Origin of the sequence: Stenotrophomonas sp. (genome assembly GCF_031995405.1) — a bacterium.
Lineage (GTDB): Bacteria > Pseudomonadota > Gammaproteobacteria > Xanthomonadales > Xanthomonadaceae > Stenotrophomonas.
In genome coordinates, this window is the sequence record NZ_DAMAGC010000100.1 from 1 (window position 1) to 15,597 (window position 15,597).

Here is a 15,597-nt window from a genome sequence, read left to right on the forward strand (position 1 = left end):
GGCGTGTGCGAGCCTACATGGGTGAAGGCGCATTGCTTGCGAGGCACCGCCTCGCATGCGGCTGAACGCACAGCCGGCAGCGGCTGGGCCGGGCCGGGCCGCAGAGCGGGATTCACGGCGTGTCCCGGCCACCCACCCGCCCCAGCCCCCCCTGACAGGAAACGACTTGCTGCCTTGGGCTTCAGAAAAACACGGCCCCAAAAAAAACCAAACCCACCTGAACAACGCGGCGACATTGATGAACCTGAATCTGCCGCGCGCCATGAAACCGACGCTGGATGCCGATCCCGGCTTTCCCCCTTGCGTGGTTTCCGACACAATCATCGTATCTACTCCAGGGCAGCGCCCCGCAGGCAATGCAAGCCTACGTCTACAAAAGCCAACGCAAGCAGGACACCTACGTCTACCTCGCCGCCCGCGATGACTTCAACGCCGTCCCCGACGCGCTGAAAGCCACGCTGGCGCCGTTTGAATTCGTGCTCGAAGTCGCCCTGACCCCTGACCGTCGCCTCGCCCTGGCCGACGTCGCGCAAGTGCGCGCCAACCTGGCCGAGCGCGGATTCCATCTGCAGATGCCCCCGCCGCCGGTTGCCCCGGTGCGCGTCCCGCGTCGCCGCGATGACTGATTCCCTGCGCAGCCGCGCCATGGCCATCGCGTTCGCCGCCGGCGTCCTGCTGGCTCTGGCGGCCGCGCTCGGCGGCGTGCCTGCTGCCCTTGGCGTCGCCTTGGCGCAGCCGGCGTTCGCCCTCGGCATCTCCTGGTGGCGGCGCACCCGCCCCGTGCATGCGCCGCCGCAACTGCTGCGGCAGGACCTGCCCGCGTTGCTCGCGCCCTGGCTGGCCGGCCCGTTGCTGCTCGCCGCCCTGGTCGCCTGGCCGCTGAGCGCCCTGCATGACAGCGGCAGCCTCGCCGCCGTGCTCGGCCTGAGCGTGGCCGTCAGCGCCGCGCTGCTCGGGGTCTGGCGCACGTGGCCGCTGTGGAATGAAATCGAACGCACCGATGGCAGCCTGACCGGCCACTGGCAGGCGCTGTCCGGCCGCGACCTCAGCGCCTGGCGCGGGCTGGGCGTGGCTGCCCTGGTGGTGGCCCTGTGCGCGCTGGTGGTGCTGCCGGCCTGGCCCGGGTTGGTGCCCGACGCGCTGCGCTGGCCGCTGACCGCCGCCGTGGTGGTGGTGTCGCCGCTGGCGCACCTGCTGCTGCAGATCATCGCCCCGGCCACCGCACTGGCCGTGCGCAACCCCTTCGACGTGGACGGGCACGGTGCCGATGCGCTGGCCAACCACGATGCCGAGCCGCAGCCGCTGGAACATCTCGGCCAGCATGAACACCTGCCGGCGCTGTACGAGGCCGCGCGTAGCGGCCGCGTCGACCGCGCGCTGCAGCTGCTCGCCGCGGGCGCCGATCCGCACGGCTTGCCCGATGCGGCCTGGCGCGACCAGCGCAACCTGCCGGTGCTCGCCGCGGTGCTGCCCGACCTGCGCCTGCTGCGCGAGCTGATCGCGCGCGGCGTGGACGTCAATGCACCGCATCGCGGCATGACGCCGCTTTTGGCGGCCACCCGCGACAGCTGGCACGGTCGGCCCGAAGCGGTGATGACCCTGCTGGCCAACGGCGCCGATTCGCGCGCGGTCGACAGCGACGGCAATACGCCGTTGCACCACGCCGCGCGCAGTTCCGATCCGGGCGTGGCCGCGCTGCTGCGCGATGCCGCCGCCGAAGTGGACGCACTCAACCAGGAAGGCTGGTCGCCGCTGGCGGTGGCCTGCCAGGTCGGCAACTGGCGGCTGGCGCGGTTCCTGCTCGAGCGTGGCGCCAAGACCGAGCCGGCCGATGGCACCCCGGTGCTGCTGGCCGCCGCCGGTACCGAAGAAGACGATCCGGCCGGCGTGCAGCTGCTGCTCAAGCACAAGGCGCGTGCCGACGCGCGTGATCGCCAGCGCCGCAGCGCCCTGCACGAGGCTGCACTGGCGGGGCATGTGGACATCATCGATGTGCTGCTGGCCGCCGGCGCCAACCTGGAATCACGCGATGCGTTGTCGCGCACGCCCTGGCTGGAAGCGGCCCGTGGCGGCCGTGCGGCCGTGATCGAACACCTGCTGCCGCACCATCCCGAGCTCAATGCGGTCGATGGCGAAGGGCGCAACGCGGTGCTGCTGGCGTGCATGGCCGACAACGTGTCGCCGCTGCTGGTGCGTCGCCTGCTGGAGCTGGGCATCGCCGCCGACGTGCCCGACCCGCAAGGCCGTCGCGCCGTCGACATCGCCGCCAGTGCCGGTCGCTGGACCATCGTGTCGCTGCTGGACCGCAACTATCCGCTGCCGGCGTCGGTCACCGACGGGCTGACTGCGGTCGATACCGAGGCAGGCCCGGGCACACCGTCGCTGCCGGACCGGCCGCCGCTGGACCTGCTGCGCGAAGCGCTGGGCTTCGGCAATTTCGACGGCATGGCCGCGCTGGCGCGGCTGTGCGCGGCCGACGAACTGGGTGGACTGCTGCACGACGCCGAACTCGCACTGGATCCACAGGCGGTCGATTGGCTGATCGCCAACGGTGCCGCGCCGGAAGTCCTCGATGCCTGCGGCGACACGCCGATGTTCGCGCTGCTCGCGCGCGGCATCGATGCCGTACCGGCGTTGCAGGTGCTGCTGCGGCGTGGCCTGTCCCCAGCCGGTCGCGGTGGCCTGGCCCGCCTGCTCAGCGCCTGCGCCCAGCACGACCACGCTTCCCGCGGGTTGGAACAGCTGGCGCTGGAACTGCTGGAACGTGGCGCCGATCCGTTCGCGCCGTCGCCGGCCGGCGATCCGCCGCTCTCGCTGGCCGTGCGCTTGGGCTGGCTGCGCCTGCAGCACGCGCTGCTGGTGCTCGGCGTGGACCGTGAAGCACGCGACAGCCATGGCATGACCGCCTTGCACCTGGCGACCGCGCTGGCCCGCGAGGGCTCGCTGAAACTGCTGGTGCTGCAGGGCGCCTCCCCGGAAGCCCGCGCGGCCGACGGCCAGACCCCGCTGGGGGTGGCGCTGTCGATCGGTCGTCGCGACCTCGCCGACTGGCTGGACTGGCGCGTGTGGCCGCTGCCGCGTCGTGCGCTGCGCGACGGCGACCTGCCGGCCGCAGCCATGTCCGGCGATGCCGATGCGGTGCGTCGCCTGATCGACCTCGGTTTTGCCGTCGATGTGGTCGACGCGCAGGGCTGCACCGCGTTGCTGCGCGCCGCTGGCGGCGGCCACCTGGCCGTGGTCGACCTCCTGCTGGCGCGCGGTGCGAACCCGCAGCACGCCGCGGCCAGTGGCGCCACGCCGCTGTCGGCAGCGGTGAGCATGCGCCAGATCGACATCGTCTCGGCGCTGCTCGATGCCGGTGCCGAACTCGAATACCGCCTGCCCGGTGGCGTCACCGTGCTGATGCTGGCCTCGGCGCTTGGCCTGCCCGACATCGTCGCGCGCCTGCTCACCGCCGGTGCCAACGTGCATGCCGGCGACGCGCAGCAACTGGGTCCGCTGCACTGCGCGGCGCTCTATGGCTTCAGCGCCCGCGACCGCTCGCGCCTGCTGGCCCTGCTCGACACCCTGCTGCTGGCCGGCGCCGAACCCGACCAGGCCGCCGCCGGCTCGGTGACGCCGCTGCTGCTGCTGCTGGGCGCGCGCGCCGAACCGGGCACCGCCTGCGACGAACAGGTGGTGCTGGCCGCCGTCGAGCGCCTGCTCGACGAGGACGTTTCGCTGGAGGTGCGCGATCCGCGCGGTTTCGGCCCGCTGCACCTGGCTGCCCTGCATGGCCTGCCGCTGCTGGTGCAGCGCCTGCTGCGTGCCGGTGCCGACCCGGACGTGCGCGACGCACTCAACCGCAGCCCGCGCGAAATCGCGGTGATGCGCGGTTTCATCGACGTGGCCGGCGAGTTCGAGCCGCGCGTACCGGGCGTTTCCTCGATGGCGCGGTTCCTGCGCGACAACGGCTGATCCGCCCGTAGCGCCGACCGTTGGTCGGCGGCCTGTCATCCCGTTGCGGCCAACGCATCCACCGCGCCGGGTCAACCGCGGCGGTCGCGTTCCTCAGCCTTCCCATCGCTCTCCGCATCGGCCTCGAACAGCTGCATCAGATCCGCGCGCGCATCGCGTGAGGTCTGGATCACCGCCGCCTCGTCGTCGTACACCAGATACTGGTCGCGCAGCAGTTTCTCGTCATGTTCGCGGAAGCGCTGCACGTGGCTGCGCGCGGTGTCTTTGGGGATGCCCAGCGCGATCAGCATGCGTTCGCTCAGCTCCAGGCTGGTGCCGAACACCTCGCGGAACGGTTCGGCGGCCATGTCCATCAACCGCCATGCGTGCTGGCGGTTGCGCGCGCGCACCAGTACCACCGCATCGGGGTAGTTGCGCCGGATCAGGCGCGTCGCGCGCATGTTCGCGTCCGGGTCGTCCAGGGTCACCACGTACACGCGGATATGTTCGCCGCCGGCCGCGCGCAGCATTTCCGGTCGGGTCGGGTCGCCGTAATAGAGTTTGTTGCCGAAGCGGCGCAGGTCCGAGACCGTGTCCGGATTGGACTCCAGCGCCACGAACGGGATCTTCTGCGCGGTCAGCAGGCGCGCCACCACCTGCCCGAAACGGCCCATGCCGGCGATCATCACCTGCGGCTGCGCGCCATCGGTGTCCACCTTGTCGGCCGGCCGCTCGTCCGCCTGCGCCGCGTCCTCGCTGCCCAGCAGCCGCATCAGCACGATCATCAGCAGCGGCGTGATCGCCATCGACAGGCCGACGATCGCCACCAGGCGGTCGTGGTTGGCATTGCCCAGCAGGTTCGCGCGCTGCGCCTCGTTGAACACCACGAAGGCGAATTCGCCCCCCAGCCACAGCACGCTGCCCAGCATCAGGGCGTGCCGGGTACGCAGCCTGGCCAGCTTGCCGATGCCGAACAGCAGCCCGAACTTCACCACCAGCAGGATCGCCACGCCCGCGGCGATCATCGCCGGCTCGGCCACGATGCGGTCCAGGTCGATGCCCATGCCCACCGCAATGAAGAACAGGCCCAGCAGCAGGCCCTTGAACGGCTCGATCTGCGATTCCAGCTCGTGGCGGAATTCCGAATCGGACAGCAGCACACCGGCCAGGAACGCGCCCAGGCTGGGGCTCAGCCCGGCCTCCTGCATGAACCAGGCGGTGCCGAGCACCACCAGCAGCGCCATCGCGGTGAACACCTCGGGGCTGCGCGTGCGCGCGATGATGTTGAACAGGCGGCGCAGCACCGGCCGTCCGCACAGGATCACCACCGCGAGCGCACCCAGCGCCACCGCCACGTCCTGCCACTGCAGCGAATCGTTCTTGGCCCCACCCAACAGCGGGATCGCCGCCAGCAGCGGAATCGCGATCAGGTCCTGGAACAGCAGGATCGCAAAGCCCAGCCGACCGTAGTCGCTGTTGATCCCCTTGTGCTCGGACAGCAGCTGCAGCCCCACCGCGGTGGACGACAGCGCCAGTGCGATGCCCACGATCAGCGCGCTTTTCCACTGGAAATGATCGAGCAGCAACAGGCTGCCCAGCACGATCGCGCTGAGCGCCACCTGCAACGCACCGGCGCCGAACACCGAGCGCCGCATCACCTTCAGCCGCGCCGGCGACAGCTCCAGCCCGATCACGAACAGCAGCATCACCACGCCGATCTCGGCCGCGCCGAGGATGCGGTCGGCATCCTGCACGAAGCCCAGGCCATCGGGACCCAGCACCACGCCGGCGGCCAGGTAGCCCAGCACCGCGCCCAGCCCGAGTTTCTTGAACACCGGCACCGCGATCACCGCTGCCAGCAGCAGCACCAGGGCCAGCTCGAGCGCGCCGCTATGCATGGAGGGACCTGGTCATGGGAGTGTCGCCGGGCAATATCGAAGCCCATTATGCGACGCGGGCGTTGGCCCAACGTCAATCGCGGCCCAACGCGCCCGCCGCCGACGGGTTGACCCGCCCCGCGCCCGGGTCCAGACTGCCCGCCGCTGCCGGCATGTCCGGCAGTACACCCTTGCGGAGTCCCCAAACCCATGTCCAGCGACAGTAGAAGTCGACCTTGCTCGACGCCAGTGATGGTCACCGCCTGACGAGGGACGGTTCGCCACCGCTGGCGTCGCGCATGGCGATCCCCACAGGCGAACCCGATGAACCAGAAAGACCTGCTGCGCCCGGTGGCCGATGCCGCCGCCCTGAGCGAACCGCTGGAGCACTTCAACACCGCCGACGCGGTGGAGTTCCTCAACACCCTGGAGCTGTCGCGCGCTGCCGACACCCTGGCGGCGTTGCCGTTGCCGCGCGCGGTGAAGATGCTCGAACAGCCCGAGCTCAACCGCAGCGGCGAGCTGGTCGGCCTGCTGCCGGTGGCCCGCGCCGCCGCCCTGCTCGGGCTGATGGCCGATGACCGCGCCACCGACATCGTCCATGAACTGGACGACGAAGAGCGCGCCCGCCTGATCCCGCTGCTCAGCGCCGAGGCACGCCACTCCATCCAGCAGCTGCTCAGCTATCCGGCGCATACCGCCGGCGCGCTGATGACCACCGAGTTCGTCAGCGTCCCCGCCGACTGGACCGTCGGCCGCACCCTGCAGCACATCCGCGAGGTCGAGCGCACCCGCGAAACCGTCTACGCCATCTACGTGCTCGACCCGCACGCCCGCACCCTGGTGCAGGTGGTGACCATGCGCCGGCTGATCACCGGCCTGCCCGAGGAGCCCATCCTCGATGTGGCCCAGGTCAACCCGCCGGTCACCGTCGATGCGATGCTCGACCAGGAAGAAGTCGCCCAGCTGATCCGTCGCCACGACCTGCTCGCCATCCCGGTGGTGGACGCCCAGCAGCACGTACTCGGCATCGTCACCGTCGATGACATCCTCGACGCCCTGATCGAGGAATCCACCGAGGACGCACACAAGTTCGGCGGTATGGAAGCGCTTGAAAAGCCGTACATGCAGATCGGCTTCTTCGACATGATCCGCAAGCGCGCAGGCTGGCTCAGCGTGCTGTTCCTGGGCGAAATGCTCACCGCCAGCGCCATGCAGCACTACGAGGACGAACTCTCCCGCGCCGTGGTGCTCACCCTGTTCATTCCGCTGATCATGAGCTCCGGCGGCAACTCCGGTTCCCAGGCCACCTCGCTGCTCATCCGCAGCCTGGCCCTGCGCGAACTGCGCCTGCGCGACTGGTGGAAGGTCGCGCTGCGCGAAGTCCCCACCGGGCTCACCCTCGGCGCCATCCTGGGCGTGCTGGCAATGATCCGCATCGTGTCCTGGCAGCTGCTGGGCCTGCACGATTATGGCGAACACTGGCAACTGCTGGCCGTCACCATCGGCGCGGCGCTGGTCGGCATCGTCACCTTCGGTTCGCTGTCCGGCTCGATGCTGCCCTTCATCCTCAAACGCCTCGGCTTCGACCCCGCCAGTGCCTCGGCGCCGTTCGTGGCCACCCTGGTCGACGTCACCGGCCTGGTCATCTATTTCAGCATCGCCGCGATGATTCTCAGCGGCACGTTGTTGTAATCGAACGCGGTGGGCGCCAGCCACGCATGGCGTGGCTCTACCGTGGTTCTGCTTTCGGCCTTCGGCATGGCGGGGATGCCGCACGGTAGTGCCGAGCCACGCTCGGCAGAGCGACGCCCTACCACCGGAACCACACGCGCACGCGGCGACGCATCGAACACGACGGCGCCTTGTCCCGCCAAGACGCCCGCCGCGAGCCGCGCATGCACAACCCACCGCCGACGCGTTGGCTTTTGATCCTGTTCTGAATCCTGCGCCGGATCATCCCACCCATCCCTCCACCCGTGTACCGTGTCATTCCATGACCCGGCGACCGTGCGGCCCATGAGCACCTACCACCTGCAATCCGTCTTCCGTCCGCAATCGGTTGCCGTCATCGGCGGCAGCCCGCGCGAACGCTCCGCCGGCCGCGCCGTCATGCGCAACCTGCGCGCCACCGGCTTCCCCGGCAAGGTCGCCTGGATCAACCCGCGCTACAGCGACATCGACGGCATCCGCACCGTCAAACGGCTCAAGTACCTCGACTGGGTGCCCGAACTGGTCATCATCACCGCGCCGGCCAGCATCGTCCCCCAGGTGGTGGCCACCGCTGCCGAGCGTGGCGTCGCCGCCGCCATCATCCTCACCGCCAACCTCGGCCAGGGCCCCGGTTCGCTCGCCGCCCAGGTTGAAACCGCCGCCCGCGCCAAGGGCCTGCGCATCCTCGGCCCGCACTGCCTGGGCGTCATCGCCCCGCATGCCCGCCTCAATGCCAGCATCGCCGCGCACTTCCCGCAGGCCGGCGACCTCGCCCTGATCTCCGAATCCAGTGCGATCTCCGCCGCGCTCGTGGAATGGGGCGTCGCCCGCTCGGTCGGCTTCTCCGCCGTGGTCTCGCTTGGCGACACCCTCGACGTCGACTTCGGCGACCTGCTCGACTACTTCGCCACCGACTACCGCACCCGCGCGATCCTGCTCTACGTCGAACACATCGGCGACGCGCGCAAGTTCATGTCGGCCGCTCGCGCGGCCGCCCGTGCCAAGCCCGTCGTCGTGGTCAAATCCGGCCGCCACATCCGCATCGATCCCGACGCCGACACCCACGTGCAGGCGCTGGCCAGCAGCGACGCCGTCTACGGCGCGGCCTTCAACCGCGCCGGCCTGCTGCGCGTCAGCGCGCTGGATGAGTTGTTCACCGCGGCCGAAACCCTTGGCCGGCTCGGCACTTTCCCCGGGCGGCGCCTGGCCATTCTCAGCAACGGCGGCGGGGTAGGGCGGCTTGCGGTCGACCAGCTGCTGGCGCTGCGTGGCAGCCTCGCCGAGCTGTCGCCGGCCACCGTCGCCCAGCTCGATGCGGTGCTCCCGCAAGGCTGGTCGCGCAGCAACCCGGTGGACATCGTGGTCGATGCCGATGGCGAGCGCTATGCCGCGGCCATCGACGCGCTGATGTCCGACAGCGAGAACGACGCGGTGCTGGTGGTCAACGTGCCCACCGCGTTCACCTCCTCGGCCGACGCCGCGCAGGCGCTTACCCGCACCCTCGGCCTGCGCCCGCGCCACCACCGCGACAAGCCGGTGTTCGCGGTCTGGCTGGGCAACGACGACCGCGCCACCGCCACCCTCAACGCCGCGCGCGTGCCCACCTATCCCACCGAAGCCGAGGCCGTGCGCGGCTTCCAGCATCTGGTGCGCTACCGCGACGCGCAGGCCGCATTGATGGAAACCCCGCCCAGCCTGCCCGAAGACTTCGTGGTCGATACGGTCGCCGCGCGCGCGCTGGTCGAGCGCGCGCTCGCCGCCGGCCAGCAGTGGCTGGACCCGATCGCCACCCACCAGCTGCTCACCGCCTACGGCATTCCTTCGGCGCCGGTGATGCAGGCACGCGACGCGCACGAGGCGATGGACCTGGCCCAGCCGCTGCTGGAGCAGGGCGCCACCGTCGCGGTGAAGGTGTTCTCCGCCGACATCCCGCACAAGTCCGACGTCGATGGCGTGCGCCTCAATCTCGGCACGCTGCAGGCGGTGCATGCCGCCGCCACCTCGATCATCGCGCGCGCGCACGAGAAGCGCCCGGATGCACGCATCGACGGTGTGCTGGTGCAGCCCACCATCGTCCGCCCCAAGGCGCGCGAACTGATCGCCGGGATCGCCGACGACCCGACCTTCGGCCCGGTGATCGTGTTCGGGCGCGGCGGCACCGCAGTGGAGGTGATCGACGACAAGGCGCTGGCGCTGCCGCCGCTGGACCTGCGCCTGTCGCACGAACTGATCGGCCGCACCCGCGTCTCGCGCATCCTCAAGGCTTACCGTGACGTGCCGGCCGCCGACGAACGCGCGGTCGCGCTGATCCTGGTCAAGCTGGCCCAGCTGGCCGCCGACATCCCCGAGATCCGCAGCCTGGACATCAATCCGCTGCTGGCCGACCGCGACGGGGTGATCGCGCTGGACGCACGCGTGGCCATCGCGCCCTCGCGCAAGCTGCACAAGGGCCGTGGCCACCCGCGGTTCGCCGTGTTCCCGTACCCGAAGGAGTGGGAGCGCACCATCACCCTGTCCGACGGCGCGCCGGCCTTCGTGCGCCCGGTGCGGCCGGAGGACGACGCGCTGTTCCGCGCGTTCTTCGCCCGCGTCACCGACGACGACCTGCGGCTGCGCTTCTTCCAGTCGGTCAAGCATTTCAGCCACGAGTTCATCGCCCGCCTGACCCAGCTCGATTACGCCCGCTCGATCGCGCTGGTGGCCATCGACCCGCGCAGTGGCGACATGCTCGGCGCGGTGCGCCTGCACGCCGATGCCGATTACGACCGCGGCGAGTACGGCATCCTGATCCGCTCGGACCTCAAGGGCCACGGCATCGGCTGGCGCTTGATGAGCATCATGATCGAGTACGCGCAGTGGCTGGGCCTGAACATCATCGAAGGCCAGGTCCTGCGCGAGAACAGCACCATGCTGGCGATGTGCCAGAGCCTGGGCTTCAAGACCAGACTCGATCCGGACGATTCCACGGTGATGGTGGTGACCCTGCCGGTGCAGGACGTGCAGGTGCCCGCGCCGCCAGATCCTGCAACGCACTGAGCCGTTGGCGGCACGGCTCGTGCACGCCGGCGGGGCGACAATATCGGCATGACCGACCGCCTCCCCCTGCTCCTGCTCCCCGGCCTGCTCAACGACGCTGAACTCTGGCGGGCGCAGATTGCCGATCTGTCCGATATTGCCGATTGCATGGTCGGCGATCAGACCCGTGGCGAGACGCTGCAGGCGGTGGTCGATGACGTGCTGGCGCAGGCACCGGCGCGTTTCGCCCTGGCCGGTTTCTCGCTCGGCGGCTTCGTCGCCCAGCAGATCCTGCGCACGGCACCGGAGCGGGTGCTGCGGCTGGCCCTGATCGATACCTCGATCCATGCCGACTCGCCCGAGCGCGCTGCGCAGCGCCGGTCGCAGCGCGCCAGCGTGCGCCTGCCCGGCACCTTCCATGGGTTTGGCGACACACTGATGCGCAGCTACATCGACGCCTCGCGGCTGGACGATGACGTGCTGGTGCAGCGCGTGCGCGACATGACCGCGCGGCTGGGGGCCGAGGTGTTCCTGCGCCAGAGCGCGCTCGACCGGGGTGATGGCCACGATGTCCTGGCCGGCTACCGCGACCCGCTGCTGATCGTGTGCGGCGCCAACGACCGCATCACCCCGCTGGCGATCAGCGAGGAAATGCACGCGTTGGTGCCGGGGTCGACGCTGGTGGTGGTGCCCGACTGCGGGCACCTGGCGCCGATGGAGAAACCGGACGAGGTGAGCGCAGCGATGCGCGCATGGTTGCAGGCCTGATTCACTACCGTCGCTGCGGCCGCTGCACCTGGTAGGGTCGCATCCGGATCGACTGCGGTGAAATGCGCAAGGTTCCGCAGTGGCATGACCCGCGTCGAAGCACAGGCTTCTGCAACCGCTCATGCGTTCTCCGCGCCGATCCACCGGGTCGGCGACCGATAGGGATCCGACCCTACCGCCGCCTACCGCCGGAACACGGCCAGAAGGCGCGGGGGAAAGACACCACCGCCAATACCAACCCTGCCCGCCTGCCTCAATCCCAGTCCGGCGCGATGCCTTCCGGGTTGGCCAGGCGTTGCCCACGGTCCAGCGTGGCGATCTGCGCCATGTCCGCATCGCTCAGGCGCAACTCGGCGGCGAGCAGGTTGCTGGCCAGGTTCTCGCGCTTGGTGGAGGAGGGGATGACCGCGTAGCCCTGCTGCAGTGCCCAGGCCAGTGCGACCTGCGCAGGGGTGGCCTGGTGGTGCTCGGCGATGGCCTGGATCACCGGGTCCTTGAGCACCTCGCCGTAGGCCAGGCTCATGTAGGCGGTAACGTGGATGCCCTGTTCCTTCAGGAAGGCGATCAGCGCGCGGTTCTGCAGGTACGGGTGCACTTCGATCTGGTTGGTGGCGATGGCATCGGCACCCAGGATGTCGATCGCCTGGCGGGTCTGGGCGATGGTGAAGTTGGAGATGCCGATCTGGCGGGTCAGGCCCTGCGATTTCGCTTCCGCCAATGCACCCAGATACTCGGCCATCGGCACCGCATCCTTCGGCGAAGGCCAGTGGATCAGGGTCAGCTCGACGTGGTCGGTGCGCAGCTTGCGCAGGCTCTCGCGCAGGCTGTCCAGCAGGACGTCGTGGCTGAAGTTGGCGATCCACACTTTGGTGGTCAGGAACAGATCGTCACGGGCGACGCCGGCGTCGGCGATGGCCTGGCCGACCTCGGCCTCGTTGTCGTAGATCTGAGCGGTATCGACGGCGCGGTAGCCCACGTCCAATGCGTTGCGGACCGAGTCGATGACGGTCTGGCCCTTGAGGCGGAACGTGCCGAGGCCGAATGCGGGAATGCTCATGGAAACTCCTTCAAGTGGGGGGAGGCAGTGCAGGCTACGCCGTGCACCGTAAAGCGACGTAGAGCCGACCGTTGGTCGGCTGCTGTTGCCGTTGCGTAGAGCCGACAGTTGGTCGGCTGCCGTCGCGGTTGCGTAAAGCCGACCGACGGCCGGCAGCTGTTGCATCGGTCCGCCGCGCGACAACTCAATGTGCACTCACCGCGATGCCTTCGGCGCGGTCGGCCACGCCATCGCGGCGATCCAGGCGACCACTCAGCACGGTCAGGCCCAGCGCGCCCAGTACCACCAGCGCGCCCAGCCACGGGGTGTGCATCAGCCCGAGATGGTCCACCACCAGCCCGCCCAGCGAGGCGCCGAAGGCGATGCCGACGTTGAAGGCGGCGATGTTCAGGCCCGAGGCGACGTCGGCGGCCTGCGGGGCGAAACGCTGCGCCTGCTTGACCACGTACACCTGCAGGCCCGGCACGTTGCCGAAGGCCACCGCACCCAGTGCGAGCACGGTCAGCAGCACCAGCCAGGTGTTGTAGGCGGTGAAGGTGAGCACGAAAAGCACCGCGGCGAGCAAGGCGAAGATCAGTTTCAGCGCCGGGATCGGACCGCGACGGTCGGCCAGGCGGCCGCCCCAGAGGTTGCCGATCGCCACCGACACGCCGTACACCAGCAGCACGCCGCTGACCGCGTTGGCGGAGAAGCCGCTGACGTCCTGCAGGATCGAGGCCAGGTAGGTGAAGGACAGGAACGTGCCGCCGTAGCCCAGCGCGGTGATCGCATACACGAGCAACAGGCGCGGCTGCGCCAGTACCGACAACTGCTGGCCGAACGTGGCCGGCTCACTGCGCTGCAGGTTGCGCGGCACGAACAGCAGGCTGCCGATCAGGGCGATCACACCGAGTGCGGCCACGGCCAGGAAGGTCGCACGCCAGCCCAGGTGCTGGCCGATGAAGGTGCCCAGCGGCACCCCGGTGACCAGGGCCACGGTGAGCCCGGTGAACATGATCGCGATCGCGCTGGCGGCCTTCTCCTTGGGCACCACCGAGGTGGCGATGATCGAGCCGATCGAGAAGAACACGCCATGCGCCAGGCCGGTGAGGATGCGCGCCACGATCAGCGAGCCGTAGCCCGGCGCCATCCAGGCAATCACGTTGCCCAGGGTGAACAGCACCATCAACGCCACCAGCAGGGTCTTGCGCGGTACGCGGCCGGTGAGGGCGGTCAGCACCGGCGCGCCCACCGCCACGCCCAGGGCGTACAGCGAGACCAGCAGGCCCGCCGAGGGCAGGGACACGCCGAGGTCGGCGGCGATGGTCGGGATCAGCCCGACGATGACGAATTCGGTGGTGCCGATGGCGTACGCGCCAAGCGTGAGCGCCAGCAGGGCCAGGGGGATGCCACGGGACATGGTGGGTTACCGGTGGGAGGTGAGGCTGCGCAGTCTGCGCGCCGCACTCTTGCCGAAAAAGCGGTCTTCACGCCAATCACTCTTGCCCCATGATCAATAATAGGCCTCCCGCGCTCCCGGCTTGCCGCCATGAAAACCACCCTCGACGAAATGCAGGCCTTCATCGCGGTCATCGACAGCGGCTCGATCACCGCCGCCGCCGAGACCCTGGGCCAGACCACCTCCGGGGTGAGTCGGGCGCTCGGGCGGTTGGAGGAAAAGCTCGGTACCACGCTGCTGACCCGCACCACCCGACGCCTGCAGCTCACCGAAGAAGGCGTCGCCTTCCTCGAACAATCGCGCGCCATCGTGGCCTCGGTGGAGGCAGCCGAAGAGCAGATCGCCGCCCGCCGCGACCGGCCGGCCGGGCGCCTGCGCGTGGATGCGGCGATGCCCTTCGTGCTGCATGCGATCGCGCCGCTCGTCGCTGCGTACCGCGCGCGCTACCCGGACGTGCTGCTGGAACTCAACAGCAGCGAGCGCTACATCGACCTGCTGGAACGGCGCACCGATGTGGCGATCCGGATCGGGCCACTGGCCGATTCCACCCTGCATGCGCGGCCGCTGGCGCACAGCCGGCTGCGCGTGCTGGCCAGCCCGGCATACCTGCAGCAGCACGGCACGCCGACCAGCGTTGCCGAACTGCGCCGGCACACGCTGCTGGGCTTCAACGAACCGGACTCGCTCAATCATTGGCCGCTGCCGGGCGACACCGACGCGCTGCTGCACGTGCGGCCGGCCATCGCCGTTTCCAGCGGCGAAACCCTGCGCGCGCTGGCACTGGAAAACGTCGGCATCGTCTGCCTGTCCGATTTCATGACCCATCGTGATCGGGACGCCGGGCGGCTGGTCCAACTGCTGCCGGAACGCACCGTGGAGGTGCGCCAGCCGATCCACGCGGTGTACTACCGCAACACCGCCGTCTCGGCGCGGATCAGCTCGTTCCTGGACCACCTGGCCGCCGCGATGGTCGGCGACCCCTACATCCGCTAGTGCCGAGGGCCGGCCGCCTCGCGATGCCGGCTGCATGGGGTTGCCGGCCAGCGGCCGGCACTACCTCAGGCGGCCCGCGAGAAGCCGGGCGGTGCGGCCTTCCCGGCATCCAGCACGAACACATCCACCGCCTCGTTCAGGGCGATGGCCTGTTCTTCCATGCTGCGCGCCGCCGCAGTCGCTTCCTCGACAAGCGCGGCATTCTGCTGGGTGGCTTCATCCATGTGCACCACGGTCTGGTTGACCTGTTCGATGCCCGCGGACTGCTCCTGCGACGCGGCGGAGATCTCGGCCATGATGGCGGTCACCTGCTGCACGCCGCTGACGATCTCGCCCATCGTCTGCCCGGCCTGGTGCACCAGCCGCGCGCCACTGGCAACGTCGTCCACGGAGAGGTCGATCAACGTCTTGATCTCCTTGGCGGCGCCGGCCGAGCGCTGCGCCAGCGTGCGCACTTCGCTGGCGACCACGGCAAACCCCCGGCCCTGTTCGCCGGCACGCGCCGCTTCCACCGCCGCGTTGAGCGCCAGGATGTTGGTCTGGAAGGCGATGCCGTCGATCACCGAGATGATCTCGGCGATACGCCGGGACGAGGTCTGGATCGCGCCCATGGTCTGCACCACCTGACCGACCACCTCACCGCCCTGGGAGGCCACCGCGTGCGCGCCGATCGCCAGCTGGTTGGCCTGGCGCGCGTGTTCGGCGTTCTGGCGCACGGTGGAGGTCAGCTCTTCCATCGAGGCGGCGGTTTCCTCCAGGTTGGCCGCCTGCTGCTCGGTGCGCTGGGACAGATAGTTGTT

10 protein-coding genes are annotated in these 15,597 nt (G+C 69.7%); 6 read left to right on the forward strand and 4 right to left on the reverse strand.

Annotation, left to right across the window (positions count from 1 at the left end):
- Positions 1 to 356 precede the first annotated feature (356 nt).
- The gene (locus tag RTO53_RS15340; protein ID WP_256774877.1) at positions 357 to 626 is read left to right on the forward strand and encodes a YcgL domain-containing protein; all 270 of its coding nucleotides are present in this window, start codon (positions 357 to 359) and stop codon (positions 624 to 626) included.
- Positions 619 to 3,957: an ankyrin repeat domain-containing protein gene (locus tag RTO53_RS15345; protein ID WP_312238608.1), complete on the forward strand. Its 3,339-nt coding sequence runs from the start codon at positions 619 to 621 to the stop codon at positions 3,955 to 3,957. The genes RTO53_RS15340 and RTO53_RS15345 overlap by 8 nt, the downstream gene beginning before the upstream one ends.
- A 71-nt stretch (positions 3,958 to 4,028) precedes the next feature.
- Here RTO53_RS15345 and RTO53_RS15350 read toward each other — a convergent pair whose 3' ends face one another.
- Positions 4,029 to 5,834: a monovalent cation:proton antiporter-2 (CPA2) family protein gene (locus tag RTO53_RS15350; RefSeq protein WP_312238609.1), complete on the reverse strand. Its 1,806-nt coding sequence runs from the start codon at positions 5,832 to 5,834 to the stop codon at positions 4,029 to 4,031.
- Between the two features lie 303 nt (positions 5,835 to 6,137).
- On the opposite strand from RTO53_RS15350, the gene mgtE reads away from it, so the two are divergent.
- The 3 genes from mgtE (at position 6,138) to RTO53_RS15365 (ending at position 11,309) form a co-directional block, all read left to right on the forward strand.
- Positions 6,138 to 7,508 (forward strand): magnesium transporter, encoded by a 1,371-nt coding sequence (gene mgtE / locus RTO53_RS15355; protein ID WP_312238610.1) that lies wholly within the window; start codon positions 6,138 to 6,140, stop codon positions 7,506 to 7,508.
- A gap of 324 nt (positions 7,509 to 7,832) precedes the next feature.
- On the forward strand, positions 7,833 to 10,562 hold the full coding sequence (locus RTO53_RS15360; RefSeq protein WP_312238611.1) for a bifunctional acetate--CoA ligase family protein/GNAT family N-acetyltransferase: 2,730 nt from the start codon (positions 7,833 to 7,835) through the stop codon (positions 10,560 to 10,562).
- Positions 10,563 to 10,610: 48 nt separating this feature from the next.
- A complete protein-coding gene (locus RTO53_RS15365) occupies positions 10,611 to 11,309 on the forward strand; it encodes an alpha/beta fold hydrolase (protein ID WP_312238612.1) in 699 nt (232 codons plus the stop codon).
- A 253-nt stretch (positions 11,310 to 11,562) separates the two neighbouring features.
- Here RTO53_RS15365 and dkgB read toward each other — a convergent pair whose 3' ends face one another.
- Complete coding sequence (gene dkgB / locus RTO53_RS15370; RefSeq protein WP_312238613.1) at positions 11,563 to 12,366, reverse strand: 2,5-didehydrogluconate reductase DkgB; 804 nt, start codon at positions 12,364 to 12,366, stop codon at positions 11,563 to 11,565.
- 184 nt (positions 12,367 to 12,550) lie between these two features.
- Positions 12,551 to 13,765 (reverse strand): MFS transporter, encoded by a 1,215-nt coding sequence (locus tag RTO53_RS15375; protein WP_312238614.1) that lies wholly within the window; start codon positions 13,763 to 13,765, stop codon positions 12,551 to 12,553.
- Between the two features lie 129 nt (positions 13,766 to 13,894).
- On the opposite strand from RTO53_RS15375, the gene RTO53_RS15380 reads away from it, so the two are divergent.
- Entirely contained in the window at positions 13,895 to 14,797 is a 903-nt protein-coding gene (locus RTO53_RS15380) for a LysR family transcriptional regulator (protein WP_312238615.1), read from the forward strand.
- A gap of 65 nt (positions 14,798 to 14,862) precedes the next feature.
- On the opposite strand, the gene RTO53_RS15385 is transcribed toward RTO53_RS15380, so the two are convergent.
- On the reverse strand, positions 14,863 to 15,597 hold a 735-nt coding region (locus RTO53_RS15385; RefSeq protein WP_312238616.1), incomplete at its 5' end, for a methyl-accepting chemotaxis protein.

Bases quoted from the DNA above. Each gene is read 5' to 3' on its own strand.
- RTO53_RS15340 (WP_256774877.1), top strand. From the start codon at position 357: ATGCAAGCCTACGTCTACAAAAGCCAACGCAAGCAGGACACCTACGTC.
- RTO53_RS15345 (WP_312238608.1), top strand. From the start codon at position 619: ATGACTGATTCCCTGCGCAGCCGCGCCATGGCCATCGCGTTCGCCGCC.
- RTO53_RS15350 (WP_312238609.1), bottom strand. From the start codon at position 5,834: ATGCATAGCGGCGCGCTCGAGCTGGCCCTGGTGCTGCTGCTGGCAGCG.
- mgtE (WP_312238610.1), top strand. From the start codon at position 6,138: ATGAACCAGAAAGACCTGCTGCGCCCGGTGGCCGATGCCGCCGCCCTG.
- RTO53_RS15360 (WP_312238611.1), top strand. From the start codon at position 7,833: ATGAGCACCTACCACCTGCAATCCGTCTTCCGTCCGCAATCGGTTGCC.
- RTO53_RS15365 (WP_312238612.1), top strand. From the start codon at position 10,611: ATGACCGACCGCCTCCCCCTGCTCCTGCTCCCCGGCCTGCTCAACGAC.
- dkgB (WP_312238613.1), bottom strand. From the start codon at position 12,366: ATGAGCATTCCCGCATTCGGCCTCGGCACGTTCCGCCTCAAGGGCCAG.
- RTO53_RS15375 (WP_312238614.1), bottom strand. From the start codon at position 13,765: ATGTCCCGTGGCATCCCCCTGGCCCTGCTGGCGCTCACGCTTGGCGCG.
- RTO53_RS15380 (WP_312238615.1), top strand. From the start codon at position 13,895: ATGAAAACCACCCTCGACGAAATGCAGGCCTTCATCGCGGTCATCGAC.